Here is a 25,865-nt window from a genome sequence, read left to right on the forward strand (position 1 = left end):
ATTTTTTGATTTGTGATCACACTTGCTTTGATCACGCTAATCAGCTTTAATTTTCTCCGCAAGCCGAAAACAGGCCAGGCCGTCGAAAAGGCCAAGATCGGGAACGCCATGCAAAGGGCTGCTGTCGAGCGCACCAACGAGGTCATCGCCGCGCAACTCGCGCCGGTCGGCCGCGAGACGGTGCAGGACCGCGTCTATTCCGAATTGCGCCGGGCGCTGATTGGCGGTCTCTTCGAGCCGAGCCAGGTTCTGACCATACGCGGTCTTGCCGATGCGCTGGTCACGTCTACCATGCCGGTGCGCGAGGCGCTTGGGCGGCTGATCACGGAAAAGGCGCTGGAAGCGCTTCCAAACCGCTCGGTGCGGGTGCCGCCGATCACGCTGGAACGCATCGACGACCTCCTGCGCGCCCGTGCCCTGATCGAAGGCGAGGCAATCGCGCTTGCCGCCGCGCGCATGGATCCGCGTCAGATCGCCACCATCGAAACCATTCTCGGTGAATGGGACGAGATGCGGGCGCTGAAGCACAAGAAGGATGTCGACCGCGAGGTGACGCTCAATCAGAGCTTTCATTTCGAAATCTATCGCGCCTGCGGTTCCGCCGTGCTGATCCCGATGATCGAGAGCCTCTGGCTGCAGTCGGGACCCTGCATCCGCGTTGCGATCTATGCCTTTTCCGAGGCCGGCGAGGTCGACACCGCCCATTATCATCGCAGCATCGTCGCCGCGCTTGCGGCGCAGGATGCCCAGGCCGCACGCGAGGCGCTGGTGGCCGACATCAGCCGCCCTTTCGCTTTCCTGCGCGACAAGCTGAAGTTGACGGCAAAAGCGGAGTGAATGCCTGATATGACCAGACGCATCATCAGGATCACCGAGCCGCATTCCGAGCTGTCGGTGACGGCGCAGTTGCTGCCGGAAAAAGCGCCAGAGAACGCAACGTTCCTGTGGTCTTACCTGGCCGAGCCGCGCGTCGTCGCGGGCATTCATGCCATGTGGACCGGCCCGGAAATCTCCTGTCCGATCCCCGCGGCGCATCTGGACGGCGAGGCCTTTGCCCAGGCCTTGCCGGCGGAGAACGCGACGCTGACGCCGCAGCCCGGCGACATCGTGCTTTCCTATGTGCCGCCGCGCATGTGGGGCGGCAACCCGCATGCGATCTTCGACATCGGCCTGTTCTACGGGCAAGGCGCGCGCCTGCTGTTTCCGATCGGCTGGCTGGCGGGGAGCGTCGTTGCGCAGGTGCTGCCTGAGCAACGCGATCAGTTCGCATCTGCCTGCGGCATCATTCGCCGCAATGGCGCCTGCGACGTCACCTTCGCGCGGCTGGAGAGCTGAAATGGCTGAACGCGACGACAGCTTCGAACTTTTCGACCTCCGCGTCGAGGCTGTCGTCCCCGAGGGCAAGCCGGTGTATTGCGGCGCCAGGCCCGGCGACTATTTCGAGCTGAAAGGCGAGATGCTGTCGATGCCGGTGGGCCAGGGATTTTCGATCTATTCCATAGCGGCCGTGCTGCCGCTGCTGGCGGCGAAGCAGCGCCCCACCCATGCCAATGACTGGATGACCTCGGATGCCGAGATCGCCTGTCCCGATCCCAATTGCGCCAGCAGGCTCAGGATCGTCAGGACCGGCAAACGGCGGTTCAGCCACGCCGAGACCACGGCGGTGCCGCTGCCGAAGGAGAGTGAGCAGAGATGACCGCCAAGACTTTCGAACTCAGCCCCGGCTACACAATCTCGCGCGTCATTCGCGGTGGCTGGCAGTTGGCCGGCGGCCACGGCGCGGTCGACCGTCAGCAGGCAGTATCTGACCTGATCGCCACGTTCGACGCCGGCATCTGGACCTATGACTGCGCCGATATCTACACCGGCGTCGAGGAGCTGATCGGAGCGGCGCGGCTGCGTCTGGCCAACGAACGTGGTCTCGATGCCGCCGCCAGGATGAGGGTGCACACCAAGCTCGTGCCAGACCTCGAGCGGCTCGCCGGCATCAGCCGCGATTACATCAGAGGCATAGTCGACCAGTCTCTGCGGCGGCTGAAGACCGAGCGGCTCGACCTCGTGCAGTTCCACTGGTGGGACTATTCAGTGCCTCGCTATGTCGACGCGATGGGTTGGCTCGACGAGCTCCGGCTGGAAGGCAAGGTGCGCAATGTCGGCACCACCAATTTCGATACGCAGCGTCTGGGCGAAATCCTGTCGGCCGGCGTGCCAGTCGTCAGCCAGCAACTGCAATACTCGGTCCTCGACCAGCGTCCGGCGGCGAGCCTCGCCGCGCTCGCCGCGCGCAACGGCGTCAGCTTTCTCTGCTACGGTTCGGTGGCCGGCGGCTTTCTCGGCGACAGATGGCTCGGCGTCGCCGAGCCGGACATGCCGCTCGAAAACCGCTCGCTGGTCAAATACAAGCTGATCATTGACGACTTCGGCGGCTGGGAGCTCTTCCAGGCCCTACTCAGTGTGCTGAAGCGGATCGGCGACCGCCACGGCGTCGACATCGCCACTGTCGCCAGCGCCTGGGTGCTCGAGCAGCCGCAAGTGGCGGCCGTCATCGTCGGCGCCCGCAACCAGGCGCATGCGCTGGCCAATGCGAAGATCATGGATGTCGCGCTCGGGGCCGAGGACCGGGCGGAGATCGGCGCCGTGATCGCCCAGAGCCGGGGTCCCCTCGGCGACGTCTACACGCTGGAGCGCGACCGTCACGGCCGCCACGGCTCGATCATGCACTACAATCTCAACGCGGCCCGGCCATGAGCGCCACCACCGAAAGCCTGTTTTCGCGGGCCAGCACCGAAATCGTCGAGTTGCATCGCTTCTTCGTCGACTGGTTCGTCGCATCGCGCGCCGGCAAGGCCGATTTCAGCCGCTTCGAACGCGTCATGGGCGAAGGCCTGGCCATGGTCACGCCTGACGGCACGGTCCTCGATCGCGATGCGGTGGTCGACCATGTCCGCGCAAGCTGCGCTTCCTGCGACGAAGCCTTCGCCATCTCGATCGAGGACATCCGGCCGGGCTGGCAAACCGGCGGCGCGATCGTCGTGCTCTATGTCGAGGCGCAGTTGCGAGGCGGCAAGCATAGCCGCCGTCAGTCGAGTGCGCTCTTCACCACCAATCCATCGGCGCCCAACGGCGTCGAATGGCGACATCTGCATGAAACCTGGCTGCAGATGCCGGAAAGCTGAACAGGCTCCAGGCGTGAAATTTGGTTCGTGTAACTCGATTCGTGTAGCTCAAGGGGAACAACAATGAGAAAGACGATACTCCAACTCACCACCGCGCTCGCTCTCGTGATGATTGCCAGCGCGGCCCATGCCGCCGACTGCAAGATCACGGTCGGCCTCGTCATGGAATTGACCGGACCGGCCGGTGAATACGGCCAGGCCGGCGCGAAATCGGTCGAGATGGCCTTCCGCGACATCAACGACGCCGGCGGCGTTCGCGGCTGCGATCTGGTGACCGACACGCGTGATAGTCAGAGCCAGGGCAATATCGCCGTCGATGCGGCGACCCAGTTGGTTCAGGTCAAGAAGGTGCCGGTGATCATCGGCGGCATCATCTCCTCGGTGTCGATCCCGATCCTGACCTCGGTCACCGCCCCGGCCAAGATCGTGCAGGTCTCGCCGGCTTCGTCCTCGCCGACGCTGACCGCACTCGGGCGCGACGGCAAGACCAACGGCATCTTCTTCCGCACCATCACCTCCGATGCGCTGCAAGGCGTGGCCGCCGCGAAATACGCCATCGACAAGGGCTTCAAGAAGCTGTCGATCATCCATGTCAACAATGATTTCGGGGTCAACATGGTGGCCGAATTCTCCCGCGCCTACAAAGCGCTCGGCGGCACCGTCGTCTCCGACACGCCCTACAATGAGAAGCAGTCGAGCTATGCCTCGGAAGTCACGGCGGCCATGGCCGGCGAGCCTGACGGGCTTTATCTCGTCAGCACGCCGGTTGACGGCGCCACCGTCGCCCGCACCTGGATTTCGCAAGGGGGCGTGCAGAAATTCCTGCTCAATGACGGCATGAACAGCCCGGACTTCATCGAGTCCGTCGGCGCCGACTATCTCAAGGAGGCCTATGGCACCTCGTCCGGCACCAGCCCGACCGCCTCCACCGACTACTTCACCAAGAACTACAAGGCGTTTTCGGGCATCGAACCGTCCAATCCCGCGGCCGACCGTTCCTATGATGCCGGCGCCATCGTCGGCCTGGCAATCGCCATCGCCGGCTCAGAGGATCCGGCCAAGATCAAGGACGCCATGTACAAGGCGGTCGATCCGGCCGGCGCGCCCATCTTTGCTGGCAAGGAAGAATTCGCCAAGGCGCTCGGATTGATCAAGGACGGCAAGCCGATCCGCTACGAAGGTGTAATCGGCCCGGTCGCCTTCGACAAATATGGCGACATCACCGGTCCGTTCCGCTTATGGAAGATCGTCGACGGCAAGGTAACGACCGACGGTGAAATGACCACGGACGACGTCAACGCCCTGCAGGCGAAGCTCCAATAGGCCGCCACATCAGGCAGTCCGGCACCGATCGCTCGATGCCGGACTGCTCGCAACCTGCCTTGGCCTTGCGCTCTGAAATTCATGTCGTCCACAACAAGGGCTGCGGGCTTCATTCTCCCGACCCGCGTGACAGCCAGCGCCTGCGTCTTTCGCGCTGTTCGGCGAGCTCGGCCTCGTCCCAGTAGCCGATCAGCACGCCGGGCTCGATCAACGGATCGAAGTGCCGCAGCTTGTCGTCGTTTCCCGTCAGCCATTCCTCGGTGGCGGTGATGCGGTTGTTGGGCAGCGCCAGCCAGCGGAACAGCGCCTGCCGTAGTCGTTCGATGTCGGCCGCCGCCGATGCTTCGGTGCCGAGATCGCGCAGTTCGTCCGGATCGCCGTTCAGATCGAAGAACATCGGCGCCAGGCCCTCGCCATGGACCAGTTTGAAGCGGCCGTCGGTGATCATGTAGAGCTTGCAGTCGGCGACCGGCATACCGAGCTTCAGCCGCGCGGCATCGCCGCCATAGTCGTACTCGCTCACCGCGTGGCGCCGCCAGTTCACGTCCTGGCCGGCCAGCAGCGGCGCCAGCGACCGGCCCTCGAGAACGTGCGGCTTCGCCTTGCCGCCGAAGAAGTCGAGGAAGGTGGGCGCGAGGTCGATCATCTCCACCAGCGCCTCCGACGTAGTGCCGCGCGTCGCGTCGGCCTGCCGGCGCGGATCGTAGACGATCATCGGCACCTTGGCCGCGACATCGTGGAACAGGTATTTTTCGCCCAGCCAATGGTCGCCGAGATAATCGCCGTGGTCGGAGGTGAACACGATCAGCGTGTTGTCGAACAGACCGCGCTCCTCCATGAACTCGAACAATCTGCCCAACTGATCGTCGATCTGCCTGATCAGGCCCATATAGCAGGGAATGACCCTTTCGCGGACCTCGTCGCGGGAGAAGTTCCTGGAATAGCGCTCCTGCTGGAAGGCTTCGAAGATCGGGTGGGGCGAGACGCGTTCTGCTTCGCTGCGCACGACCGGCTTTATGTCGGCCTTGCCGTACATGTCGTGATAGGGCGCCGGCACGATGTAGGGCCAGTGCGGCTTGATGTAGGAGAGATGCGCGCACCAGGCTTCGCCCCTTGCCTCGGCCTCCTCGATGAAGCGCATGGCGCGGCGCGTCATGTAGGGTGTTTCCGAATGCTCCTCGGGAATGCGCGCCGGCTTGTCGGCATGGACGAGCAGCCAGCCGTTGAAATTTTCGCCATCCTCGCCTTCACCGGAATTGGCCCAGTGCTCCCACGGATTGGCGGCGTTGAAGCCGTGCTCGCGCAGATATTGGTCATAAGCCGGATCGGGATCGTAGGCGGATGACGGATGCAACCCGTCGTCGCGCTCGAACGGTTCGAAGCCGCATTCGGCGACGCGCACGCCGATGATGGACGTCTTGTCGATGCCGAGGCGCTCCATGCCTTCCTCGTCGGCCCTCATATGCGTCTTGCCGATCAGCGCGCAGCGCACGCCGATCTCGCGCAGATGGTCGCCGAGCGTAGGCTCGCCGACCCTGAGCGGCACGCCGTTATGCGTCGATCCATGCGAGCGGACATAGCGGCCTGTATAGGCGCTCATGCGCGAGGGACCGCATACGGTCGATTGTACATAGGCGTTGGTGAAGCGCACGCCGCGGCTGGCCAGCCGGTCGATATTCGGCGTGTGCAGGGTCTGGTGTCCGGCGCAGCTCAAATAGTCGAAGCGCAGCTGGTCGCACATGATGAAAAGGACGTTGCGGCGGTCTGTCATTGGTCGTCCGTCATTGTGGTTCGCGCAAGACCGGTGTGCCAGAACGGCCGATGTCCTACAACGATGCCTCAAAATATCATTTTACCCAACCAGATGCCTCATGCACTGTGGGAGCCGGGAGGGTCGAAATCGTGCCGTTCGTCACCATTGGCGGCCTTGCGCTGCACCACCGCTATGTCGAGGCGACCGGCACCGCGCGGCCGGTGATCTTCATCAATTCGCTGGGTACCGATTTGCGCATCTGGGACGATGTCATCTCGCAATTAAGCGGTGACATGCCTCTGCTGGTCTACGACAAGCGCGGCCACGGACTTTCCGATATCGGCAGCGGCATCCGGTCGATCGATGATCATGTCGACGATCTCCTGGGCCTCATCGATCATTTCGATCTCGGCAGGGTCGTGCTGTTCGGCCTGTCGGTCGGTGGCTTGATCGCGCAGCGGCTCTATACCCGTCATCCCAGCTGCGTTGAGGCTCTGATCCTGTCCGACACGGCGCACAAGATCGGCACGGACGAGAGCTGGAATAAGCGTATCGCCACCGTCGAGCGCGACGGGATCGAGGCGATAGCCGACGGTGTGATGGAAGCATGGTTCACGCCCGGCTTCCATGCCGCGCGTGCGGCCGACCTTGCCGGTTGCCGCAATATGCTGACCAGGCAGGCGCTGCCGGGTTACATCGGGACATGCATGGCGGTCCGCGACGCCGACCTCACCGAGGCCGCGCGGCGTATCGCGGTGCCGACACTTTGCATGGTCGGCGACCAGGACGGCTCGACACCGCCCGATCTCGTCCGCTCGCTGGCAGCGCTGATCCCCGGCGCCCGCTTTGAAATCATTCCTAATGCCGGCCATGTTCCCTGCATCGAACAGCCGGAGGCGGTGGTCGCGCTGATCCGCGATTTTGTCGCGTCGCCTCCTCCGGGGCAGAAACCTTTGAGCGCGGCTACCCCTTGATCGCCGAGCCGACGATGGAATCGACGAAAAAGCGCTGCAGCAGGACGAAGAGGATGAGCGGCGGCAGCACGGCAAGCGTCGCGCCGGCCATCACCAACCCGGTGTTGACGGCGCCTCTGTTGTAACTCAACAGCCGGCTGAGGCTGATGACGATCGGATAGGCGTCGGCGTTGCCTTGCAGCACGGTCAGCGGCCACAGATAGCTGTTCCAGTGATAGACGAAGGCAAACAGCGCCAATGCCGCGATCGCCGGCGCCACGCTGGGCGCCACGATCTTGAACAGGATCAGCAGTTCGGAGGCGCCGTCCATGCGCGCAGCGTCGATCAGATCGTCAGGCACGCTTGCAATGAACTGGCGCATCAGGAAGATACCGAAGGCATTGGCGAGGTTGGGCACGATGATGCCGGCGAGGCTGGCATTGAGGCCGATCGAGCCGACGAGGCGATAGAGCGGGATCAGCGTCACGATCGGCGGCAGGAACATGGTCGCGATCAGCACCGAGAACAAAAGCGAGCGGCCGGGGAAGTGGTATTTGGCGAAGGCGTAGCCGGCCATCATGCTGGTGATGAGGATACCGGCTGTGGTGATCGAGGCGATGACCAGGGAATTCCACATAGAACGGCCGACATTGACCACGCCCGAAACTTTCCCGTAGGCGTCGAGGCTCGGCGTGTGCGGGATCCACACCGGCGGCACCTGCATGCTCTCGGCCGGAGTCTTGAGACTGGACAGAACCATCCAAACCAGCGGAAAGGCCGACGCCACGGCCACGAGCAGCATGAGCGTGGCCAGCAGCGCCTTGCGGCCGGCGGGGCGTCTGCGCGGCAACCGGCTCGACGATCCCGCGCTCATTCCTGATCCTTCCGGTTGGCAAAGGCGAACAGAGCGCAGACCACGACGATCAGCGACAGCATCAGCATGACGGCCATGGCCGAACCCAGTCCGCCCTGCGCGCGCTCGATGCCGACGCGGCGTATGTGATAGGTCAAGACATTGGTCGAGCCGACCGGCCCGCCCTGCGTGATCAGCGCCACCGGCTCGAACACCTGCACGGCGTTGATGATGGCGATCACCGCGCTGAACAGGAGTGTGCGCCGCAGCAACGGCAAGGTGATGAAGCGGAACTGCTCGAACCGGTTGGCGCCGTCGAGTTTTGCCGCCTCGTAGAGGCTGCCGGAAATCTGGGTCAGCCCCGCAATCGCCAGCACCGTGAAATAGCCGACCTGCTGCCACACATTGAGCAGGACGATCGAGATCAGCGCCGAGCGCGGGGACGACAGAAAGGGCTGCGGGCCGACGCCGATCAGGCCGAGCATCTGATTCAGCGGCCCTTCACCAGGCGAATAGAGTTTCGACCACACCAGCGCCACCGCGATCATCGGTACCATATAGGTGGAAAACAGCACGGTCCGCAGCGCCGTGCCGCCGCCAACATCGTGCTGGTGGACCATCAGCCCGAAGGCGACCGAGAGCGGCAGGATGAGGATGACGGAAAGCGCGGTGTAGATGGAGGTGTTGATCAACGCGCCCTTGAAGTCGCGTCCGACCGATGAGGCGCCGAAAATCTCGCGAAAATTGTCGAAGCCAATGAAGGCCGCATTGGAAAAAGGCGTCTGCGTCGACCAGTCCTGGAAGGATAGCCAGACGGTGAGCAGCATCGGCAACAGGATGAAGATGCCGATCAGCGTCACGGCGGGCGCCAGCATGATGCCCGCCGAGGCACGGTACCTGTTGATCATGGTTCGGTCTACTTGGCGGCGCGCTCCAGGATCGAGGCGGCGTCCGCTTGCGCCGTCGCCTGCGCATCCTTGGCCGAGACCTGGCCGTACTGCAACGCCTCCAGCGTCTGCTGCAGGGATTCCGAGAACTCCTGTCCGCCCGGCACGACCGGGAAGGGCTTGGCGTCGGCCAGCACGCTGACATAGCCCGACAGGAATTCCGAGCCGAGCTTGTCCTTGTGGGCCTCGATATCGGAGCTGCGCGAGGGCAGGATGCCCATCGACATCAATATGTCGGACATCGCCGAGGCGCCGTTCTTGCCGGATTTCGGATTGTTGAGCCAGGCCAGGAATTCCCATGCGGCCTTCTGCTCGGCCTGGCCGGCATTGCCGTTGACCACCGTCATCCAGGAATAGGAGATCGAATGCGGCTTGTCGCCGCTCGGGCCGACGGGGATTGGTGCGGTGGCGATATCCGCGAACCTGTCGCCCATGCCTGCCTTCAGCGCGCTTTCCCACCAATTGGCCATGATGATCATGCCGGTCTTGCCGGAGACGAAATTGTCGAGGAAGGGGCCGGTGGTGTTGGCGTCTGCCGTCGCCATGGCCGGCACGCTGGCGCCCGATTTGATGAGCTCCTCATAGAGCTGGAAGGTCTGCGCGGCCTGCGGAGTGTCCAGCGCCGGCTTGCCGTCCTTGACCAGGTCGCCGCCATTGGAGACCAGCAGCGAGGCGAAGGGGTGGACGACGCCCGCCGCCCAGGAATTGATCATGCCGAAACCCTGCTGGCCGGCATCCTTGTTGGTCAGCTTCTTCGCCGCCTCCTTGAACTCGTCCCAGGTTTTCGGCGCGGCGGCAATGCCGGCCTGCTTGAACAGTGCCTTGTTGTAGTTCAGCGCGTAGACGTCGATCTCGTTGGGAATGCCGTAGAGCTTGCCGCCGACCGACGCGGCGCTCACCACGCCAGCGGGCCATGCTCCCTTGACCTCTTCGGCGACGGGGTCGGGGGCGGGCGCGACGAGCTTGTCGCGGGCGAGCTCAGGCAACCAGAGATCGTAGATGCCGCCGATCGTGGGACCGTCCGCGCCGCCGCCCTGGGAGCGCAGCGTGGTCAGGAGATCGCCGAAGGGAACGGCGCGCACGGTGACGCTGACATCTGGATTTGTCTTCGCATAGTCCTTGGCCGCCGCTTCCAGCAATGCGACCGTCTCCGGCGACCAATGGGTGAGATAGGAGATGTTGACCGACTGCGCCCAGCCGCTGGCGGGCAGGATGGCCAGGCTCGCGGCCAGAGCCAGTTTCGAAGTCCAGGCAAGAGACATCCTCATCCTCCCTCAGGCTAGCGATCACGATGACGTTATGACAACATGAAGCATTGGCGCAAGGGCCCGATTGCGAAAAAGCTGCGCATGGCGCTGTCCCTGATTTCTCTGCTGTCCGTTCACATACGAAATTTACGGTTGAAATACAGGTAGCTATGAAGGAATCATGGTTGATTGGCTTAGCCCAGCCGTTCCCGGAGGGAGTGTCAGACCTCTTGCGGATGCCGCTATGTCGTTATAATGACTTTCCTGAGGAATGACTCTCCGCGGCGTCGATAAAGCCGTGGGACGCCAAGGACAGATAAAAATGGGAGACTGGCAATGAGCATGCTTTCAATTCACCGACGCGCAGCCCTGGGCCTGATCGGCGGCCTTGCCGCCTGCGCTGGCCTGTTCACCAGCCTGCCGGCGCGGGCCGACAGCACGGTGACGCTGTGGAGCTGGCGCACCGAGGACGAAGCCGCGATGCGCCGCATCTTCGATGCCTTCGAGGCCAAGAACCCAGGCATCAAGGTCAACATCCAGTTCACGCCGGATGCCGACTACCAGAACCGCCTGAGCACGGCGTTGCGTGGCGGGCGCGGGCCCGACATCGCCCAGCTCAAGGCCTATGGCGAATTGCAGCCCTTCGTCGAGGCGGGCTATCTCGACGCGCTTGACGAGAGCGTGCCGGAACTGAAGAACATGCCGGACGCGGCCCTTGGCGGCGCGCGCGGCCGCGCCGACGGCAAGCTTTACGGCGTGCCCTATTCGGTGCCGATGATGGGCGTCTTCTACAACAAGGATATCTTTGCCGCGCAGGGCATCGAGGTTCCCAAGACCTACAAGGATTTTGTCGCCGCCTGCGACAAGCTGAAGGCGGCCGGCATCACGCCGATCGCCACCGGCGGCGCCAACGGCTCGGCGTGGGAGCTGGAGATCGGCGTCGGCGTCATCGGCCCGACCGTCTACGGCCCCGGCTTTTACGACGAGATGATGACCGGCAAGGCGACCTTCGAGGATCCGCGCTATGTCGCGGCGCTGAAGCGCTTCGCCGAGCTGAAGCCTTATTTCCCCGACGGCTTCGCCGGGATCGACTACACCACCGCCACCCAGCAGTTCATTGGCGGCAAGGCCGCGATGTTTCTTGGCGGTTCGTTCGAGAATGGCAGCTTCAAATCGCAGAACCCGAAGCTGAAATTCTCGATCTTCCCGTTCCCCGCCGACGATGCGGGGGCAAAGCTCTACACCTCGGCCTTCTCGGACGGCTCCTACGGCCTCGTCTCCGAAAGCGCGAACAAGGAAGCCGCGATCAAGGTGCTGGACTTCATGGCCTCGGCCGAATTCGCGCAGATGTTCGCCGACGAACTCGGCTGGCCGCCGGCCCGCACCGATGTCACGGTGAAGGACCCGGTATTGGCCGAGATGATGGAGATGTCGAAGAACTCGACGCCCTACCTGACGCTGGTCGGCTTCCGCTGGCAGTCGCCGACCGCCTCTTCCGTCCTGCAAGCGGAGATCATCGACATGGTCGAAGGCAACATCGCACCGGAGAAGCTGGCGGCCGACATGCAGGCCGCCGTCGCCACCTGGTTCAAGCCGAAGCAGTAAGGAGCCGGGCCGGCCGCAATGCGGCCGGCCTCCCACCGGGCAAGCCACGCATGATCGATCGTCGCCGCAAAAGCAGCCTGAAGCGAACGCAGCAGCGCATGGCCGTGCTTTTCATCCTGCCGGCGCTGGCCGTCTACGCCCTGTTCGTCCTCTATCCCTTGGCGATGTCGCTGTGGGGCAGCTTCTTCATCTGGAAGGGGCTGCGCATCACCGAGTTCGCCGGCCTGTCGAATTTTTCGCGCCTGTTCGTTTTCCCCAGTAGCGCCAGGCTCTACGGCGCGCTCTGGCACAACACCGCCTGGTTCTTCGGCATCATGGTCTTCCAGAACGGCATCGGACTGCTGTTCGCCTGGCTGCTGTTCCTGCGTGATCGGGGTGCGGCCTTCTTCCAGTCGGTGTTTTTCTTCCCCGCGGTGCTGAGCCCGGTCATCGTCGGTGCGCTGTGGCGCCTGCTGTTGGTGCCGGGCGGCGTGGTCGAATGGGCGCTGAACGGGCTTGGCCTGCATCAGGGCAGCCTGACCGTGCTTGGCAACAGCCACACCGCGCTGGCCATGCTGGTCGCCGTCGACGCCTGGAACTGGATGGGCCTGCCGGTGCTGATCTACACGGCGGGCCTGCGGCAGATTTCGGGCCAGATCTTCGAGGCGGCGAAACTCGACGGCGCCGGCAATGCGCGCATGCTGTTCTCCGTCGCGCTGCCCTTGCTGATGCCGGCGCTGGGCACGCTGACGACTTTGTCCTTTATCAACACCTTCAACCAGTTCGACATCGTCTATGTGATGCAAGGCGTGCAGGGCAATCCGAGCTATTCGACCGACACGCTGGTGACCTATTTCTACAGGCTGGCCTTCGGCGCGGAGGGCGCCGTCGGCATCACCGACATCGGCCTGGCGCTGGCGTTGGGCACCATGCTGTTCCTCATCCTCAGCGTCGGCACGCTGTTGATGCTGCGTTTCTTCGACCGCCGCACGGTGCAGCTATGAGCGCGCTGACCATGGCAGGCAATCCCGTGATCTCGCGCCGGCTTTCGCGGCTGCCCGGCTGGACGGTGCTTGCCCTGTGGACGGCGGCCGTGCTGCTGCCGCTCTACATCCTCGTCGTCTCCTGCTTCAAGTCGACGGCCGAAATCTACGACAACCGGCTCGGCCTGCCGGCAAGCTGGGCCTTCGACAATTTCGTCAACGCCTGGACGCGCGCCGACCTCGGCCACAATTTCATCAACAGCCTGATCGTCACCGCCGGGACGGTCATCCTCAGCATCGTCGTCTCGGCCATGGCCGCCTATCCGCTCAGCCGTTACCGGCTGGGCTGGAACGCCATCATGCTCGGCCTGTTCCTGTCCGGCATCATGCTGCCGATAAGGCTCGCCTCGGTCGAGCTGTTCACGCTGATGCGCAATCTCGGCCTGCTGGATTCCCTGACCGGACTGATCCTCGTCTATTCGGCGATCCGCATTCCCTTCGCCGTCTTCATCGTCGCCAATTTCATGCGCGTCCTGCCCTCCGAACTCGACGAGGCGGCACGCATGGACGGCGCCGGCGAGGTCCGCATCCTGTTCCAGATCATCCTGCCGATGGTGAAGCCGGCGGTGTCGATCGTCGCCATCTTCACGGCGATCGCCGTGTGGAACGACTTCTTCTTCCCGCTGATCTTCATCTTCGACGACCGCTACAAGACCGTGCCGCTGGCCATCAGCGTCTTCGTCGGCCAGTACCGCACCGATTGGGGCCTGGTGTTCGCCTCGCTGGCGATCTCCATGGCGCCGATCCTGATCATGTATTGTCTGCTCGCCCGCCAGATTCGCGAGGGCGTCGGCGCCGGGGGAGGCATGAAATGATCGAGGACAGGATCTATGCCGCCAAATCCATCCTGGTCGTCGGCGCGCATGCCTTCGATGCCGAGGTGATCGCCGGACCGCTGGCGGCGGCCGCCGTACTGAGGGGCACCACGGTGACGTTCCTGCACCTGAGCATGGGCGAGCAGGGCCATCCGTGCCTGATCCCCGAGCATTATTGCGCCCAGAAGGAAGAGGAAGCGGGCAGGGCCGCCGCTCGCCTCGGCGTCGCCATGCGCAATCTAGGCCTGCATGACGCCTTCCTGCCTTCCGATGACGAGACGGCGCTGAAACTGTGCGATGTCATTCGCGAGCTGAAGCCGGAAGTGGTCATAACCCATTGGCACGGCAGCTGGCACAAGGACCATCGCGCCGCAGCCAAGCTGACGCAGACCGGCATCTTCTTCGCCGCCTTGCCGACCGTTGCGCGCGACCATGCCGCCTTTACGCCGGGCTTGCTGCTGTTCGGCGAGAACTGGGAGGACGATGACGGTTTCCGCCCCGAGCATTTGGTCGACGTCAGCGACGGCTTCGAGGCGTGGAGCGAGGCGGTGCATGAATACGAGCTGGCGCGGGGCCTGAGCAGCTTCCCCTATGTCGATTACTACAGCGCGCTCTACCGTCTGCGCGGCTGCCTGCGCGGCACGCGCCATGCGCAGGCCTTCGCGGCGGCCTCGCATTCCTGGAACGCCGGCAGCGGTCTGTTCGCGCCGCCGGCTGCCGGAGGGCGCCGATGACGCGGGTTCTGGCCATCGATCTCGGCGGCACCAATCTGCGCGCCGCCGTCCAGTCCGGCAATGTCAGCGCGCTGGAGAGGCCGAGCCGCGAACCGGCGCCGGCAAGCCTTGATGCCTTCGTCGCCCGTATCGCGGCGCTTTGCGCCGAGGCTGGCGCGGTCAAGGCGTTGGGCCTGGCGGTGCCAGGTCTCGTCGAGGGGTCGGTCTGCCGCTGGATCCCGAATCTCCCTTGGCTCGACGGTGTCGACATCGCGGCGCTGTTCCCGCAATTGCGCGTCGCCGTTGGCAATGACGCGCAGATCGCCCTGCTGGCGGAAGCCGTTGAAGGCAGCGCGAAGGGCATGTCGGATGCGATCCTGCTGGCAATCGGCACGGGCATAGGCTCGGCGGTGCTCGCCAACCACCGCATCGTCGCCGGCACGCATGGCGGCGCCTGCTCGTTCGGCTGGGCCTGCGCCGACATCAAGGACCATGGCGAGGAGCGCAGCGGCTGGCTGGAGCGCGTTGCATCGGGCCGTGCGCTTGACGCGCTTGCCGGTCAGGTCGGCCTTGCCAGCGGCCGCCAGCTGATCGCGGCTGCCCAGGCGGGCGAACTCGCGGCACAGACCTTGCTCGAGCTGCCGGCGCGCCGGCTGGGCACCGCGCTTGCCGGCGCCGTCGCGCTGCTCGACCCCCAGGTGATCCTGGTTTCCGGCGGCCTTGCCGATGCGCTTGACGTCATCGGACCGCCGCTGCTTGCCGCGCTGCGGCGCCAACTGCCGCCGCATCTGCGCGGCATTTCTCTCAAGGCTGGCGCGTTCGGCCCTGGCGCAGGCCTGGTCGGTGCGGCAGTGGCCGGGCAGGCCGGAAGCGGGTGGAGACAGATCCGATGAGTGAAGCCAGTTTTCAGCAGCCGGATCGCAGAAGGCCCGAGCCGCTCTGGTATCAGGTCGAGGAGGCCATCCGCGCCATCGTCAAGAGCGGCGAATGGGCGACGGGCGACCAGATCCCGGCCGAAGACCGGCTGGGCGCGCTGTTCGGGGTCAGCCGCATCACGCTGCGCCACGCTTTGCGCAATCTGGAGGAAAGCGGATTGCTGCGCCGCGAACACGGACGCGGCACCTTCGTGCGCTCCACCACGCTCGTCGCCGGCACCCGCGAACTGACGAGCTTCACTCAGGAGATGGGCAATATCGGCGTCGTTGCCGGCTCGCGCCTGCTCGATTGCAGCCTCACCACCGCCAATGCGGCAGCGGCCGGCGCGCTGGAGATTGAGGAGGGTGACCCGGTGGTGCGCATCCGGCGGCTGCGGCTCGGCAACAACGAACCGATCGGCATCCAGACGGCGCAGCTCTCAGCCGCACGTGTGCCGGGCTTCCTCGACGCCGGCCTGCTGCAGGGATCGCTGTACGAAGCGCTGGAGCGCCACTACGGCATCGTGCCGGTGGCGGCGCGCGAGAATTATCGCGTCGGCGCGGTTGGCGCGGCGGATGCCGAGCTGCTCGATCTGCCGATCGGCAGTCCGGCTTTCGTGGTCGAGCGTATCGCCACCGACGAGCGCGGTCCGTTCGAGTTCACCGTCTCCATCATGCGCGGCGACCGCTACGAGATACGCTCGACGCTGCGCGCCGGGCGCGTCCCGTCAAATCCGCGAAGCTGATCCATCATCACCCAAGCAGACACTTAACAGGAGTACCCACGTGTCCGACCTCTACATTCACCGTCTCGCCGCCCTCATCGACCAGGCAGCGAAAACCAATGAAGCGGCCTTTGGCCAGGCAGCCAGCCGCTTTGCCGACTCGCTTGAAGGCGGCGGTCTGATCCATCTCTACGGTTCAGGCCATTCGGTGCTGCCGGTGCAGGAAGTGTTTCCGCGTTACGGCAGCTATGTCGGTTTCAACCCGCTGACGGACCCGCGCGTGATGTGGCACAATGTGCTCGGCGCCGGCGGCGTGCGTGAGCTGCTGTGGCTGGAGCGCACCGAGAAATACGCCGAAAAATTCCTGGATCATCAGCCGCTCAACAAGGGTGACTCCATCATCATCTTCGGCCACAGCGGCCGCAACTCTTCCGGCATCGATACGGCGCTCTATGCCAGGAAGCGCGGCATCTTCGTCGTTGCGGTCACCAGCAAGAACAATCTCGACAAGCCCGCGACGCACTCCTCCGGCAAGCGACTGGCCGACGCGGCCGATCTCGTCATCGACACCTGCTCGCCGATCGAGGATGCGATCGTGCCGGTCGAGGGCTGGAGCCGTCCGGTCTCCGGCTCTTCGACGGTGCTCGCCATGATCCTGGCGCATGAGCTGGTCGCGCGTACCGCCGAGCAGCTCGCCAAGCGCGGCATCGAACTGCCGGTCTTCGCCTCGCCGACGATCGCGGGCGTGACCCTGCACGACACCGATGTCATCTACGGCGTCTACCGCGAACGCATGCTGGAAGCACAGAAAAAGCACCTGCCGGCCTTCCAGGCGACGATGCGGGGCGAATGATGTTCGGGGCGGGAGGCGTCGCGGACGCCTCCCGCCCATGGATGCGCCCAATGCGAACTTATCATCGTCGATGCAAGACCCGGGCCTATCCCCTTGGCTTCCTTCCGAAGCTCCAGTGTTGCTTTGAAAGCGTAAATAAATAATTTGACGCGCGTAATGACTCTGCGATCTATTGGGAACCGTTAAAACTTGACTGGACAAGTTCGGTCGAGCATTGCTGCTTCCAGGCAACGGCCGCGTGACTGGTGTCGGCCGGGGCGGCGGGCGAGGGCAAGGGACCCTGAATATCGATGGCGGAAAAGACGCACCGCACGATGGATGACTTCGCCCGGGCGTGCGGCGTGTCACGGCCGACCCTGTCGAAATATTTCGATGATCCGACGAGCGTCAAGCCGGCGACGCGCGCCCGCATCGAGGCCGCGCTTCGCTCCTCGGATTATCAGCCGAACCTCTTCGCCCGCAATCTCAACCGCAAGCGCACCCGCAATGTCGGCATCGTCGTGCCGGCGATTACCGATCCGTTCTATGCCGAGATGGTCAGCCGCATTGAACTGCGCTGCCGCGACGAGGGTTTTTGGCCGATCGTCATCTCCTCGCACGGTTCGCCCAGGCTTGAGTCGGAATCGGTCAAGACGCTCACCTCGCTCAAGGTGGCCGGCGCCATCGTGGCCCCGCTGGGATCGGTCTCCGAGCCGGGCGTCTTCGAACGGATGGGCAAAGACATCCCGATCGTCTATTTCGACACCTATATCGAGGGTGACACGCCCTTCGTCGGCAACGACAACCACCAGAGCACGTCGATCATGGTCGATTATCTCTGCCGGTCCGGCGAGCCGCCGGTGTATGTCGACATCCCGCACGTCAACCACAATTCGGGCGAGCGACTGCAAAGCTATATCGAGACGATGCGGGCCGCCGGCCTTGAGCCTGTCGTCATCAACGCGGCGCGCGACTACACCTGGGACTTCGAGCGGATCGGCCATGAATGGATGGAAAGGACGCTCGACAAGGGAGGCCTGCCTGGTCGCACCATCCTGTGCGCCAATGACCGGCTCGCCTTCGGCATCATGTCGGCCGCTTTCACGCGCGGGCTGAAGATCGGCCGCAAGCCCGATTGCGACTTCCGTGTCGCCGCCCATGACGACCACCCGTTGAGCCGCTACACCTGTCCGCCGCTCACCACCATGGCGCAGGACTTCGCCGCAATGGCCGGCCGCAGCGTCGAGATATTGCTGGCCTTGCTCGACGAGGCCCGCCCGCCCGCGCATGACCTCGTGCGAAACGTCAAGCTCGGCGCGACCCTGGTGATGCGTCAGTCGGCCTGAGCGCGCGTCTGCAATTGGAGCCAGGCCGCGGCCTCGCTCATCGCTTGCCGCGCGGCGAGAATGTAGCGGCCCATCGAGACGAAGCCGTGGATCTGGCCCGGCCAGTGCCGCAGGACCAGCGGCACCCCTTCAGCAAGCAGGCGTTCGCCATAGGCGGTCCCTTCGTCGGCCAGGATATCGTGACCGGCGGTCACGACAAACGCCGGCGCCGCGCCTGCAAGGCTCGGTGCCGGCAGCGGCGAAACGCGCCAGTCCTTGATGTCGTCCGGGGTGCGCACATAGTGGTCGCGGAACCAGGCCATGGTGGCGGCGGTCAGTCCAAAGCCGTTGCCGAAACGGCGGTAGCTGTCCGCCGTCTGGCAGGCATCGGTGTTGGGATAGATCAGGATCTGGGCGGCAAGCGGCGGTGCTTGCCCATCGCGGGCGAGCAGTGCCAGCACGGCGGCAAGATTGCCGCCGGCGCTGTCGCCGGCAACGGCGATACGGGCAGGATCGATGCCGAGCTCCCCGGCGTCTTGCGCGATGAAGCGGAGCGCTGCCGCGCAGTCTTCGAGCCCGGCGGGGAATTTGTGCTCTGGTGCCAGTCGATAATCGGGGCAGACGACGAGGGCATTGGCCAGATTGGCCAGCCAGCGGCAGATCTCGTCATGCGAATCGAGATTGCCGATGACCCAGCCGCCGCCATGCAGATAGAGCACGGCGCGCGCGCCGGTTCGCGGTGCGCCGATGCCGCGATGGATGCGGATCGGAACCGGGCCGTTCGGTCCGTCGATCTGCCGCTGCGACGTCGCCGCGACCGGCTCATGTTCGCCCTGCTGCGCCGGGAACGAAGCGTTGTAGGCGGCCCGCGCCGCCGCCACGCTGCCGTTCTCGAACGGCGCACCGCCGGCCGCGCGGCCGATTTCCAGGGCACGCAGAGCATCAGGATCGAGCGTCATCGCAATCTCCGTCATGATTGCATCTAGGCGAGCAGGCCGCGCGCCTCGTCCTCCGAGAGCAGGGCCGGCTGGACGACATCGCCAGCAATGGCGACCGGGTTTTTCGTTTCGCCGGAGTGCAGGATCGCCTCCATGATCTCCAGCACATGCAGCGCCAGATTGCCGGACGCCCGGGGCGTGGCACCTGTCGCGAGCGAACGCACAAGGTCGGCGACGCCGAGCATGCGATAATTGGCGCGGTCGGGCGCGGCATAGGGCCAGTTGCGGGCGCCGTAGAGTTCGCCCTCGCTGGGGAAATCCTTCCACTCGGCGCCGCGCTCGGACAAGGACACGGTGCCGCCGAACGTGTCGGGGTCGGGCAGGCGCAGCGAGCCCTCCGTGCCATGCAGTTCGATCGGATGGTTGGAGTGCTTGAAAACGTCCCATGAGGCGCCGAAGGTGACTGTCGCGCCCGACCGGAATTCGAGCAGCGACAGCACGTTGGTCGGCGTGCCGACCTTGAAGGTCGTGTTCTTGAACGGTCCCTCGGCTGATATCAGCCGCTCCTGCTGGCCCAGCGTCGCCATTGCCATGACGCGTTGGACGGGACCGAGCAAATTGACCAGCATGGTCAGATAGTAGGGGCCCATGTCGAACACCGGGCCGCCGCCCGGCTGGTAGTAGAATTGTGGGTTGGGGTGCCAGTGCTCCATGCCGCGGCCCATCATGAAGGCTGTGCCGGTCACGGCGCGGCCGATGGCGCCATCGTCCATCAGGCGGCGCGCCCGCCGGCCGGCGGCGCCGAGGAAAGTGTCGGGGGCCGAGCCGAGCAGCAGCCCCCGCTTGGCCGCCTCCGACACCAGGCGGCGCCCGTCGCTGGCCGAGGTCGCCAGCGGCTTTTCGGTAAACACATGCTTGCCCGCCGAAAGCGCCGAAAACGAGACGTCGAAATGTGCCGCCGGGATGGTCAAGTTGAGGACGAGATCGATCTCGGGATCGGCCAGCATCGCATCGACGCCGAGCGCACGAATGCCATATTCCTTGGCGCGCAAGGTAGCCATGTCGGCCGAGATGTCGGCGCAGGCGCGCAGCTCGATGCCGCCGAAAAGCGCGGCATTGCGCAGGTAGGTCATCGAGATGTTGCCGCATCCGACGACGCCGATCCCAAGCTTCGTCTTCGATTGTCCGTGCATTTTCTTGTCGTTCCTCCGATGCGGCCACGCTCTGCCCGATCCGTTGCCCGCCAATGGATCATTCCTCGCAGCCGCTATACAACATATTGAATATTGACGCGCGTAAAATTTTTATAGACCATGCGAAACCCAGGGGCGCCAAGGAAACCCAGGGCGGCGTCAAGGAATGAACGACATGACGAAGACGAAGCTCAAGGTCGGCTGCCAGACCTTCACCTGGGAGATGCTCGGCAAGGCCTGGACCGGCGGCCCCAACGATCTCCTGAAGGCGATCGCCGATGGCGGCTATGCCGGCATCGAGATCACCGACACCATGATCGGCCGCTATGCAGGCAAACCGACGGAGTTCGCCGCGGCGCTTGGAGCATCCGGCCTGACGCTGGTCTCCTTCGCCTTCGGTTCGAAAAGCGGGTTCACGCTGAAGGACGAGATCGGCGCCGACCTCGAAGCCGCGAGGCGCTGGATCGATTTCGCTGCCGCCTTCCCAGGTGCGCTAGTCTCGATGGGCTCGGCGACCGTCGTCTCCAACGGCTCGCGCGACGACAAATTCGCTATCGCCGCGGAGGTCTACAACAGGGCCGGCGAGATCGGGCGAAAGGCCGGCGTCCAGGTCGCAGTGCATCCGAGTTCGCACCACAACACGCTGCTGTTCGACCGCGCCGACTACGACGCGATCTTTGCCTTGCTCGAACCCGACCTGGTCGGCTGGGTGCCCGATACCGGCCACATATTGCGCGGCCACAAGGACATGGCCGATACGCTTACCACCTACCGCGACCGCATCCGCTACATCCATCTGAAGGACGTCGACGCCAAGGGCGATTGGGCGATGCTGGGTAAAGGCGTCTGCGACACCCGTGAAGTGATCGAGATCGTCGGTAGGGCGCCGCGCTTCAACGGCTGGCTGGTGCTTGAGGAAGAATCCGACACGGCCGCCGCCGATCCTGCCGGCGCGGTCAAGACCAACCGCCAGACGATGCGCGGCTACGGAGCCTGAGACGATGATCAGGAAACAGGACAGGCGCCTCAGGGTCGGCGTGCTCGGCTGCGGCCCCATCGCGCAGTTCGCGCATCTGGAATCCTGCGTCAAGGCAGGCAATGCCGACCTCTACGCCATCTGCGACGCCGCACCCGACCTGCTCGCCCGCATGGGCGTCAGCTATGAGCCGCGGAAGATGTATGCCGACTATGACGAGATGCTCGCCGATCCGGAGCTGGAAGCGGTCATCGTCGCCACCTCGGACGCCTATCACGTGCCGATGTCGATCAAGGCGCTCGACGCCGGCAAGCATGTGCTGTGCGAAAAGCCGATCGGAACTTCGGTCGAGGAAGGCGAGGCGCTGGCGGCGGCGGTGAAACGCTCCGGCAGGATCCTGCAGGTCGGCCACATGAAACGCTTCGATCCGGCGCTGGAGGCGGCGCGCGACTTCGTCCGCGACGAAATGGGCGAGGTGCTGGCGCTGAAGGCCTGGTATTGCGATTCCACCCACCGCTACACCAACACGGATGCGGTGCAGCCGCTGCCTGTCACCAGCAAGCTGGCGAAGAAACCGTCCGGCAATCCGAAGGCGGATCTCCGGCAGTATTTCATGCTGGCGCACGGCTCGCATCTCGTCGATACGGCCCGCTTCCTCTGCGGCGAGATCACGGCCGTACGCGCCCGTCTCAACGAACGCTTCGGCGCCTATTGCTGGTTCGTCGAGACCGAGTTCGCCAGCGGCGCGCTCGGCCATCTCGATCTCACCGTCGCCGTACGCATGGACTGGCACGAGGGTTTCCAGCTCTATGGCGAGAACGGCTCCGTCATCGCCAAGACGTTCAATCCCTGGTACTTCCGCGCCAGCGAGGTCGATATCTTCCATGAGAAGGACGCGACCTCGCGAAAACCGCTCGGCGCCGACGGCCATTTCTTCCGCCGCCAACTGGAAGGTCTCGCCGACACGGTGCTGAACGGCGCGCCGATGCGCGGCGCCAATGTCGAGGACGGCATTGCCTCGATCCGCGCCATGGTCGCCATTGCCCGCTCTGTCGAGACCAGCGAGCGGATCGAGCTCGCTTCCGTCTCGGGTGCGGTCTGATGCGTCTCGGCGTCTTCGCCAAGACCTTTGCGGGCACCGAGCCGGCTGTTGTGCTGGAAGCAGTGCGGCAGGCGGGCTATGAGACGACGCAATTCAATCTCGCTTGCGCCGGCCTGCCGTCGATGCCCGATGCGGTGCCGGACGCAGCCATTTCGGCCATTCGCGCCGCCGCCCGATCAACAGGCGTATCGCTCGCCGCCCTGTCGGGCACCTACAACATGGCGCATCCAGACAAGGCGGTGCGCGATGATGGTCTTCGCCGCCTTGCCGTCGTCATCGATACAGCCGCCGCCCTCGACATTCCGCTGGTCACGCTCTGCACCGGCTCGCGCAATGCAGCCGACCAATGGGCCTATCATCCCGACAACGCCACACCGGCCGCTTGGTCCGACATGGCCACTGAGATGGAAAAGGCGCTGGCGCTGGCCGAAGGCGCAGGCGTCGATCTCGGCATCGAGCCCGAACAGGCCAACATCGTCACCTCGGCGAAGGATGCCACCCGCTTGATCGCCGACATGGGCTCGAAGCATCTGAAGATCGTGCTCGATCCGGCGAACCTGTTCGAGCATACGACGCCGGAGGAGGCGCGCGCCATCGTCGCGGCGGCGATCGACGAGGCCGCTGCCCATATAGCCATGGCGCATGCCAAGGACCGGCATGCCGACGGCCGCTTTGCCACAACAGGGGAGGGCATTGTCGATTTTCCGGATTTCGTCGCGCGGCTGAACACTGTGAAATTCGATGGCCCGCTTGTCACGCACGGACTGTCGGCCGACGAAGCTCCCGCCGTTGCCGCCTTTCTGCGCCGCCTGCTCCGATGAGCGTCGCACCGACGACCATGCTTCGCGACGATGCTGCGCTTCGTATCTTCGACACGGAGCAAGGCAGGCTTTCCGTCGTCTTCCAGCACGGTCTCGGCGGTGATGCCGCCCAGGTGGCGCAGAATTTTCCCGACAGCCCGTCGCGACGCCGGCTCACCGTCGAATGCCGGGCCCAAGGCGGCTCCGGTGCCGGCCATAAGCGCCCCTTTTCGATCGCCATGTTCGCCGACGACGTGCTGGCCGCCGCCGATGCGGCCGGCATCGAACGCTTCGTCGCCGGCGGCATCTCGATGGGTGCGGCGATCGCGCTGCGCCTGGCCGTCCGGCATCCCGAGCGCGTCAGCGGCTTGGTGCTGGTCCGGCCTGCCTGGGCCTTCGACGCGGCCCCTGAAAACATGCGTCCCTATGCGGAAGTGGCCGAGCTCATCCGAAACCGTCCGCCGAACGAGGCGCGCGCCGTCTTTGCCGCTTCGGCCACGGCCGCCCGGTTCCGCGCCGAGGCACCCGACAATCTGGCTTCCCTTCTCGGTTTCTTCGAGCGCGACAATGCAGCGGACTTCGCCGAAATGATGCAGGCAATCGCTGGCGATGGGCCCGGCGTTTCGCGGGCCGCAGCCTCTGCGCTCTCAATCCCCACACTCGTCGTCGGAAGCGGCGTCGACCTCGTCCATCCCTTGGCGACTGCCCGCGAACTGGTGAAGACAATCCTCAACGCGATCTTCACCGAGGTGACACCGAAGGCCACCGACAGGGATCGCCACTTCGCCGAAATCCGTGCCGCGATCGGCGGCTTTCTCGATAAAAATTTCAACAACCAGGACCAGTCATGATCTCGAAACCCCTTTCAGGCCCGGCCGCCATCGCCGCATTGCCGCGCGATCGTCTGATCGCCGAGTTCTCGCTCTGGTCGGCCGATCTCGCCAATTTCGAGAGCGACCTCAGGCGCATCGAACCCTATGTCGATCTTCACCACATCGATGTCGCTGACGGCTACTTCGCGCCGTCCTTCCTGTTCTTTCCCGATCTGGTCGCCCGTATTGCCAAACTGACGGCCAAGCCCATCCATGTCCATCTGATGGTCGACGGGACAATCGTCGAGGAACAGACGCGCCAATTCATCGAGGCCGGCGCCGACATGATCAGCGTCCATGCCGAGAATGGCGAAGCAGGATTGCGCGCCGTGCGGCTGGCGCGCGAACTTGGCGCCGAAGCCGGCGTCGTGCTGCGGCTGGAAACGTCCGTCGAAGCGGTGAGGCCCTTCGTGTCCGAAGTCGCGTTCGTCACGCTTCTGGGAACCGCGATCGGCGTCAAGGGGCAAGGCCTTTCGGAGAAAGCCTGTGACAGGCTGGGCGCTGCCCGCGCCATCCTGAGGAAAGCCGGCCGCGAGGCGGACGTGGTTCTTGCCGCCGACGGCGGCATCCGCCACGAGACGGTGCCGCTGCTGCGTGCCGCGGGCGCCGAGACCGTCGTTCTTGGTTCGCTCGCCTTCGGTGACAAGGATCTGGCCGGCCGCATCGGCTGGCTGCACGGGCTGAAAGTCGCGGCATGAGCAACGAGGCCGCTCTCGCGATCGATCTGGGCGGCACCGAGCTTCGTGCCGCCCTGGTCGACCGTGATGGCAAGATACTGGCGTTCGCGGCGGTGCCGACGCAGGCGCAGGCCGGTCCCGAAGTGGTGATCGGCCAGATCGAGGCTCTCGCCGCGACCATCCATGCCGAGGCGCCGGCGCTCGCCATCCTTGGCGTCGGCGTCGGCGCGCCGGGACCGCTCGATCCGCTGGCCGGCATCGCCGTCGGGCCGCCGACGCTTGCCGGCTGGCTGGACGTGCCGCTCGCCGACATTCTCGAGCGGCGGCTCGGCCTGCCGGTGCGGCTGGAGAACGACGCCAATGCCGCGGCACTTGGCGAGTGGCGCTTCGGCGCCGGCCACGGTGCCCGTTCGCTTGTCTTCGTCACCGTCTCGACCGGCATTGGCGGCGGCGTCGTCGTCGACGGGCGCATCCTGCACGGCCGCCGCGGCCTTGCCGCCGAGATCGGCCATATGACCATCACCAATGAAGGCGAGCGCTGCATGTGCGGTGTCGTCGGCTGTTTCGAGGCCATCGCTTCGGGCACCGCGCTCGGCCGCCGCGCCAATGCCGCGACGTCGGCCTTCGACGGCTCGACGCTGCGCCGCCTCTCGGCCAACGGCGAGGTGACGGGCCGCCATGTCGTCGATGCGGCGCGGCTGCAGGACGATCTCGCCCTGGCCTTGCTCGAGGAGGAAGCGCGCTGGCTCGGCGTCGGCTTCACCAACCTCCTGCATCTCTATTCGCCCGACGTGCTGGTCGTCGGCGGCGGCATCGCCAATGGCCTCGATCTGATGGCTCCGGCAATAGAGGCGACCATCCGCCAGCGCGCCATGCGCGCCTATCGCGACGTGCCGGTGGTTCAGGCCCAGCTCGGCCGCCACGCCGGGCTGGTCGGCGCGGCAAGCCTTGTCCTGTTCGACGACGGCACAGCCCGCGTGCCTGTCGAAGGGCCAAGCAGATATCCCGGACACGAGGGCGGACACTGATGGTCGAGCTCAAGCTGCGCGGCGTGCGCAAGTCCTGCCGCCTCACACGGTGAACACACGAAAAATGGCCGGAGGC

27 protein-coding genes are annotated in these 25,865 nt (G+C 64.9%); 21 read left to right on the top strand and 6 right to left on the bottom strand.

All coding sequences use genetic code 11. From position 1 onward, the window contains the following. Positions 1–108: 108 nt before the first annotated feature. The 6 genes from FJ949_RS17385 (at position 109) to FJ949_RS17410 (ending at position 4,499) form a co-directional block, all read left to right on the top strand. Positions 109–837 carry a GntR family transcriptional regulator gene (locus tag FJ949_RS17385; protein ID WP_140497664.1) on the top strand — a complete coding sequence of 243 codons (729 nt, stop codon included), beginning with the start codon at positions 109–111 and terminating at the stop codon, positions 835–837. 9 nt (positions 838–846) lie between these two features. Beyond that, positions 847–1,335, top strand: a complete 489-nt coding sequence (locus FJ949_RS17390) for a DUF3830 family protein (RefSeq protein ID WP_140497666.1) — start codon at positions 847–849, stop codon at positions 1,333–1,335. 1 nt (position 1,336) lies between these two features. Further along, positions 1,337–1,696 (top strand): TIGR04076 family protein, encoded by a 360-nt coding sequence (locus FJ949_RS17395; RefSeq protein ID WP_140497668.1) that lies wholly within the window; start codon positions 1,337–1,339, stop codon positions 1,694–1,696. Continuing rightward, positions 1,693–2,748 (top strand): aldo/keto reductase, encoded by a 1,056-nt coding sequence (locus tag FJ949_RS17400; RefSeq protein WP_140497670.1) that lies wholly within the window; start codon positions 1,693–1,695, stop codon positions 2,746–2,748. Before FJ949_RS17395 ends, FJ949_RS17400 begins: the two co-directional genes overlap by 4 nt. Beyond that, complete coding sequence (locus FJ949_RS17405; protein WP_140497672.1) at positions 2,745–3,176, top strand: DUF4440 domain-containing protein; 432 nt, start codon at positions 2,745–2,747, stop codon at positions 3,174–3,176. The genes FJ949_RS17400 and FJ949_RS17405 overlap by 4 nt, the downstream gene beginning before the upstream one ends. A gap of 63 nt (positions 3,177–3,239) precedes the next feature. Then, positions 3,240–4,499 carry an ABC transporter substrate-binding protein gene (locus FJ949_RS17410; protein ID WP_140497674.1) on the top strand — a complete coding sequence of 420 codons (1,260 nt, stop codon included), beginning with the start codon at positions 3,240–3,242 and terminating at the stop codon, positions 4,497–4,499. Positions 4,500–4,608: 109 nt separating this feature from the next. Here FJ949_RS17410 and FJ949_RS17415 read toward each other — a convergent pair whose 3' ends face one another. Then, on the bottom strand, positions 4,609–6,270 hold the full coding sequence (locus tag FJ949_RS17415) for an alkaline phosphatase family protein (RefSeq protein ID WP_140497676.1): 1,662 nt from the start codon (positions 6,268–6,270) through the stop codon (positions 4,609–4,611). Between the two features lie 131 nt (positions 6,271–6,401). On the opposite strand from FJ949_RS17415, the gene pcaD reads away from it, so the two are divergent. Next, positions 6,402–7,226, top strand: coding sequence for a 3-oxoadipate enol-lactonase (pcaD, locus tag FJ949_RS17420; protein WP_140497678.1), 825 nt, complete (start codon positions 6,402–6,404; stop codon positions 7,224–7,226). Here pcaD and FJ949_RS17425 read toward each other — a convergent pair. Genes FJ949_RS17425 through FJ949_RS17435 form a run of 3 tightly spaced genes read right to left on the bottom strand, consistent with a single transcriptional unit; the run spans position 7,216 to position 10,267 of the window. Further along, positions 7,216–8,079, bottom strand: coding sequence for a carbohydrate ABC transporter permease (locus tag FJ949_RS17425; RefSeq protein ID WP_140497680.1), 864 nt, complete (start codon positions 8,077–8,079; stop codon positions 7,216–7,218). The genes pcaD and FJ949_RS17425 overlap by 11 nt on opposite strands. Beyond that, positions 8,076–8,966, bottom strand: coding sequence for a sugar ABC transporter permease (locus tag FJ949_RS17430; protein ID WP_140497682.1), 891 nt, complete (start codon positions 8,964–8,966; stop codon positions 8,076–8,078). The genes FJ949_RS17425 and FJ949_RS17430 overlap by 4 nt, the downstream gene beginning before the upstream one ends. An 8-nt stretch (positions 8,967–8,974) precedes the next feature. Further along, positions 8,975–10,267 (bottom strand): sugar ABC transporter substrate-binding protein, encoded by a 1,293-nt coding sequence (locus FJ949_RS17435; RefSeq protein ID WP_140497684.1) that lies wholly within the window; start codon positions 10,265–10,267, stop codon positions 8,975–8,977. A 321-nt stretch (positions 10,268–10,588) separates the two neighbouring features. On the opposite strand from FJ949_RS17435, the gene FJ949_RS17440 reads away from it, so the two are divergent. From FJ949_RS17440 to FJ949_RS17475, 8 genes are all read left to right on the top strand, one after another. Then, positions 10,589–11,857 carry an extracellular solute-binding protein gene (locus tag FJ949_RS17440; RefSeq protein ID WP_140497686.1) on the top strand — a complete coding sequence of 423 codons (1,269 nt, stop codon included), beginning with the start codon at positions 10,589–10,591 and terminating at the stop codon, positions 11,855–11,857. Between the two features lie 50 nt (positions 11,858–11,907). Beyond that, on the top strand, positions 11,908–12,840 hold the full coding sequence (locus FJ949_RS17445; protein ID WP_140497687.1) for a sugar ABC transporter permease: 933 nt from the start codon (positions 11,908–11,910) through the stop codon (positions 12,838–12,840). Next, positions 12,837–13,694, top strand: a complete 858-nt coding sequence (locus FJ949_RS17450) for a carbohydrate ABC transporter permease (protein ID WP_140497689.1) — start codon at positions 12,837–12,839, stop codon at positions 13,692–13,694. Before FJ949_RS17445 ends, FJ949_RS17450 begins: the two co-directional genes overlap by 4 nt. Further along, positions 13,691–14,428 carry a PIG-L family deacetylase gene (locus FJ949_RS17455; protein ID WP_140497691.1) on the top strand — a complete coding sequence of 246 codons (738 nt, stop codon included), beginning with the start codon at positions 13,691–13,693 and terminating at the stop codon, positions 14,426–14,428. The genes FJ949_RS17450 and FJ949_RS17455 overlap by 4 nt, the downstream gene beginning before the upstream one ends. Then, positions 14,425–15,300, top strand: coding sequence for an ROK family protein (locus FJ949_RS17460; protein WP_140497694.1), 876 nt, complete (start codon positions 14,425–14,427; stop codon positions 15,298–15,300). Before FJ949_RS17455 ends, FJ949_RS17460 begins: the two co-directional genes overlap by 4 nt. Beyond that, on the top strand, positions 15,297–16,067 hold the full coding sequence (locus FJ949_RS17465; RefSeq protein ID WP_140497696.1) for a GntR family transcriptional regulator: 771 nt from the start codon (positions 15,297–15,299) through the stop codon (positions 16,065–16,067). The genes FJ949_RS17460 and FJ949_RS17465 overlap by 4 nt, the downstream gene beginning before the upstream one ends. A gap of 40 nt (positions 16,068–16,107) precedes the next feature. Continuing rightward, positions 16,108–16,899: an SIS domain-containing protein gene (locus FJ949_RS17470; RefSeq protein WP_140497698.1), complete on the top strand. Its 792-nt coding sequence runs from the start codon at positions 16,108–16,110 to the stop codon at positions 16,897–16,899. A 290-nt stretch (positions 16,900–17,189) separates the two neighbouring features. After that, a complete protein-coding gene (locus tag FJ949_RS17475) occupies positions 17,190–18,224 on the top strand; it encodes a LacI family DNA-binding transcriptional regulator (RefSeq protein ID WP_140497700.1) in 1,035 nt (344 codons plus the stop codon). Here FJ949_RS17475 and FJ949_RS17480 read toward each other — a convergent pair. Both FJ949_RS17480 and FJ949_RS17485 read right to left on the bottom strand, forming a co-directional pair. After that, positions 18,212–19,162 carry an alpha/beta hydrolase gene (locus tag FJ949_RS17480; RefSeq protein ID WP_140498100.1) on the bottom strand — a complete coding sequence of 317 codons (951 nt, stop codon included), beginning with the start codon at positions 19,160–19,162 and terminating at the stop codon, positions 18,212–18,214. The genes FJ949_RS17475 and FJ949_RS17480 overlap by 13 nt on opposite strands. Positions 19,163–19,185: 23 nt before the next feature. After that, positions 19,186–20,334 (bottom strand): Gfo/Idh/MocA family oxidoreductase, encoded by a 1,149-nt coding sequence (locus tag FJ949_RS17485; RefSeq protein ID WP_140497702.1) that lies wholly within the window; start codon positions 20,332–20,334, stop codon positions 19,186–19,188. Positions 20,335–20,509: 175 nt separating this feature from the next. Here FJ949_RS17485 and FJ949_RS17490 point away from each other — a divergent pair, with 175 nt between their 5' ends. From FJ949_RS17490 to FJ949_RS17515, 6 genes are read left to right on the top strand one after another with little or no spacing between them, the layout of a single operon-like run. Further along, positions 20,510–21,331, top strand: coding sequence for a sugar phosphate isomerase/epimerase (locus tag FJ949_RS17490; RefSeq protein WP_140497704.1), 822 nt, complete (start codon positions 20,510–20,512; stop codon positions 21,329–21,331). Between the two features lie 4 nt (positions 21,332–21,335). Then, a complete protein-coding gene (locus FJ949_RS17495; RefSeq protein WP_140497706.1) occupies positions 21,336–22,412 on the top strand; it encodes a Gfo/Idh/MocA family oxidoreductase in 1,077 nt (358 codons plus the stop codon). Further along, on the top strand, positions 22,412–23,233 hold the full coding sequence (locus tag FJ949_RS17500) for a sugar phosphate isomerase/epimerase (protein ID WP_140497708.1): 822 nt from the start codon (positions 22,412–22,414) through the stop codon (positions 23,231–23,233). Before FJ949_RS17495 ends, FJ949_RS17500 begins: the two co-directional genes overlap by 1 nt. Further along, the gene (locus tag FJ949_RS17505) at positions 23,230–24,063 is read left to right on the top strand and encodes an alpha/beta hydrolase (protein WP_140497710.1); all 834 of its coding nucleotides are present in this window, start codon (positions 23,230–23,232) and stop codon (positions 24,061–24,063) included. The genes FJ949_RS17500 and FJ949_RS17505 overlap by 4 nt, the downstream gene beginning before the upstream one ends. Then, positions 24,060–24,782 (top strand): ribulose-phosphate 3-epimerase, encoded by a 723-nt coding sequence (locus FJ949_RS17510; protein WP_140497712.1) that lies wholly within the window; start codon positions 24,060–24,062, stop codon positions 24,780–24,782. The genes FJ949_RS17505 and FJ949_RS17510 overlap by 4 nt, the downstream gene beginning before the upstream one ends. Beyond that, complete coding sequence (locus tag FJ949_RS17515; protein WP_140497714.1) at positions 24,779–25,789, top strand: ROK family protein; 1,011 nt, start codon at positions 24,779–24,781, stop codon at positions 25,787–25,789. Before FJ949_RS17510 ends, FJ949_RS17515 begins: the two co-directional genes overlap by 4 nt. Positions 25,790–25,865: the final 76 nt, after the last annotated feature.

The sequence above is a fragment of the Mesorhizobium sp. B2-4-1 genome (genome assembly GCF_006442185.1).
Classification (GTDB): domain Bacteria; phylum Pseudomonadota; class Alphaproteobacteria; order Rhizobiales; family Rhizobiaceae; genus Mesorhizobium.

Coding starts and splice junctions, on each gene's coding strand:
- FJ949_RS17405 (WP_140497672.1), top strand. CDS start 2,745: ATGAGCGCCACCACCGAAAGCCTGTTTTCGCGGGCCAGCACCGAAATC.
- FJ949_RS17485 (WP_140497702.1), bottom strand. CDS start 20,334: ATGCACGGACAATCGAAGACGAAGCTTGGGATCGGCGTCGTCGGATGC.
- FJ949_RS17445 (WP_140497687.1), top strand. CDS start 11,908: ATGATCGATCGTCGCCGCAAAAGCAGCCTGAAGCGAACGCAGCAGCGC.
- FJ949_RS17415 (WP_140497676.1), bottom strand. CDS start 6,270: ATGACAGACCGCCGCAACGTCCTTTTCATCATGTGCGACCAGCTGCGC.
- FJ949_RS17435 (WP_140497684.1), bottom strand. CDS start 10,267: ATGTCTCTTGCCTGGACTTCGAAACTGGCTCTGGCCGCGAGCCTGGCC.
- FJ949_RS17400 (WP_140497670.1), top strand. CDS start 1,693: ATGACCGCCAAGACTTTCGAACTCAGCCCCGGCTACACAATCTCGCGC.
- FJ949_RS17480 (WP_140498100.1), bottom strand. CDS start 19,162: ATGACGCTCGATCCTGATGCTCTGCGTGCCCTGGAAATCGGCCGCGCG.
- FJ949_RS17465 (WP_140497696.1), top strand. CDS start 15,297: ATGAGTGAAGCCAGTTTTCAGCAGCCGGATCGCAGAAGGCCCGAGCCG.
- FJ949_RS17495 (WP_140497706.1), top strand. CDS start 21,336: ATGATCAGGAAACAGGACAGGCGCCTCAGGGTCGGCGTGCTCGGCTGC.
- FJ949_RS17440 (WP_140497686.1), top strand. CDS start 10,589: ATGAGCATGCTTTCAATTCACCGACGCGCAGCCCTGGGCCTGATCGGC.
- FJ949_RS17510 (WP_140497712.1), top strand. CDS start 24,060: ATGATCTCGAAACCCCTTTCAGGCCCGGCCGCCATCGCCGCATTGCCG.
- FJ949_RS17515 (WP_140497714.1), top strand. CDS start 24,779: ATGAGCAACGAGGCCGCTCTCGCGATCGATCTGGGCGGCACCGAGCTT.
- FJ949_RS17455 (WP_140497691.1), top strand. CDS start 13,691: ATGATCGAGGACAGGATCTATGCCGCCAAATCCATCCTGGTCGTCGGC.
- FJ949_RS17395 (WP_140497668.1), top strand. CDS start 1,337: ATGGCTGAACGCGACGACAGCTTCGAACTTTTCGACCTCCGCGTCGAG.
- FJ949_RS17390 (WP_140497666.1), top strand. CDS start 847: ATGACCAGACGCATCATCAGGATCACCGAGCCGCATTCCGAGCTGTCG.
- FJ949_RS17430 (WP_140497682.1), bottom strand. CDS start 8,966: ATGATCAACAGGTACCGTGCCTCGGCGGGCATCATGCTGGCGCCCGCC.
- FJ949_RS17475 (WP_140497700.1), top strand. CDS start 17,190: ATGGCGGAAAAGACGCACCGCACGATGGATGACTTCGCCCGGGCGTGC.
- FJ949_RS17385 (WP_140497664.1), top strand. CDS start 109: ATGCAAAGGGCTGCTGTCGAGCGCACCAACGAGGTCATCGCCGCGCAA.
- FJ949_RS17425 (WP_140497680.1), bottom strand. CDS start 8,079: ATGAGCGCGGGATCGTCGAGCCGGTTGCCGCGCAGACGCCCCGCCGGC.
- FJ949_RS17460 (WP_140497694.1), top strand. CDS start 14,425: ATGACGCGGGTTCTGGCCATCGATCTCGGCGGCACCAATCTGCGCGCC.
- FJ949_RS17505 (WP_140497710.1), top strand. CDS start 23,230: ATGAGCGTCGCACCGACGACCATGCTTCGCGACGATGCTGCGCTTCGT.
- FJ949_RS17450 (WP_140497689.1), top strand. CDS start 12,837: ATGAGCGCGCTGACCATGGCAGGCAATCCCGTGATCTCGCGCCGGCTT.
- FJ949_RS17410 (WP_140497674.1), top strand. CDS start 3,240: ATGAGAAAGACGATACTCCAACTCACCACCGCGCTCGCTCTCGTGATG.
- FJ949_RS17490 (WP_140497704.1), top strand. CDS start 20,510: ATGACGAAGACGAAGCTCAAGGTCGGCTGCCAGACCTTCACCTGGGAG.
- FJ949_RS17500 (WP_140497708.1), top strand. CDS start 22,412: ATGCGTCTCGGCGTCTTCGCCAAGACCTTTGCGGGCACCGAGCCGGCT.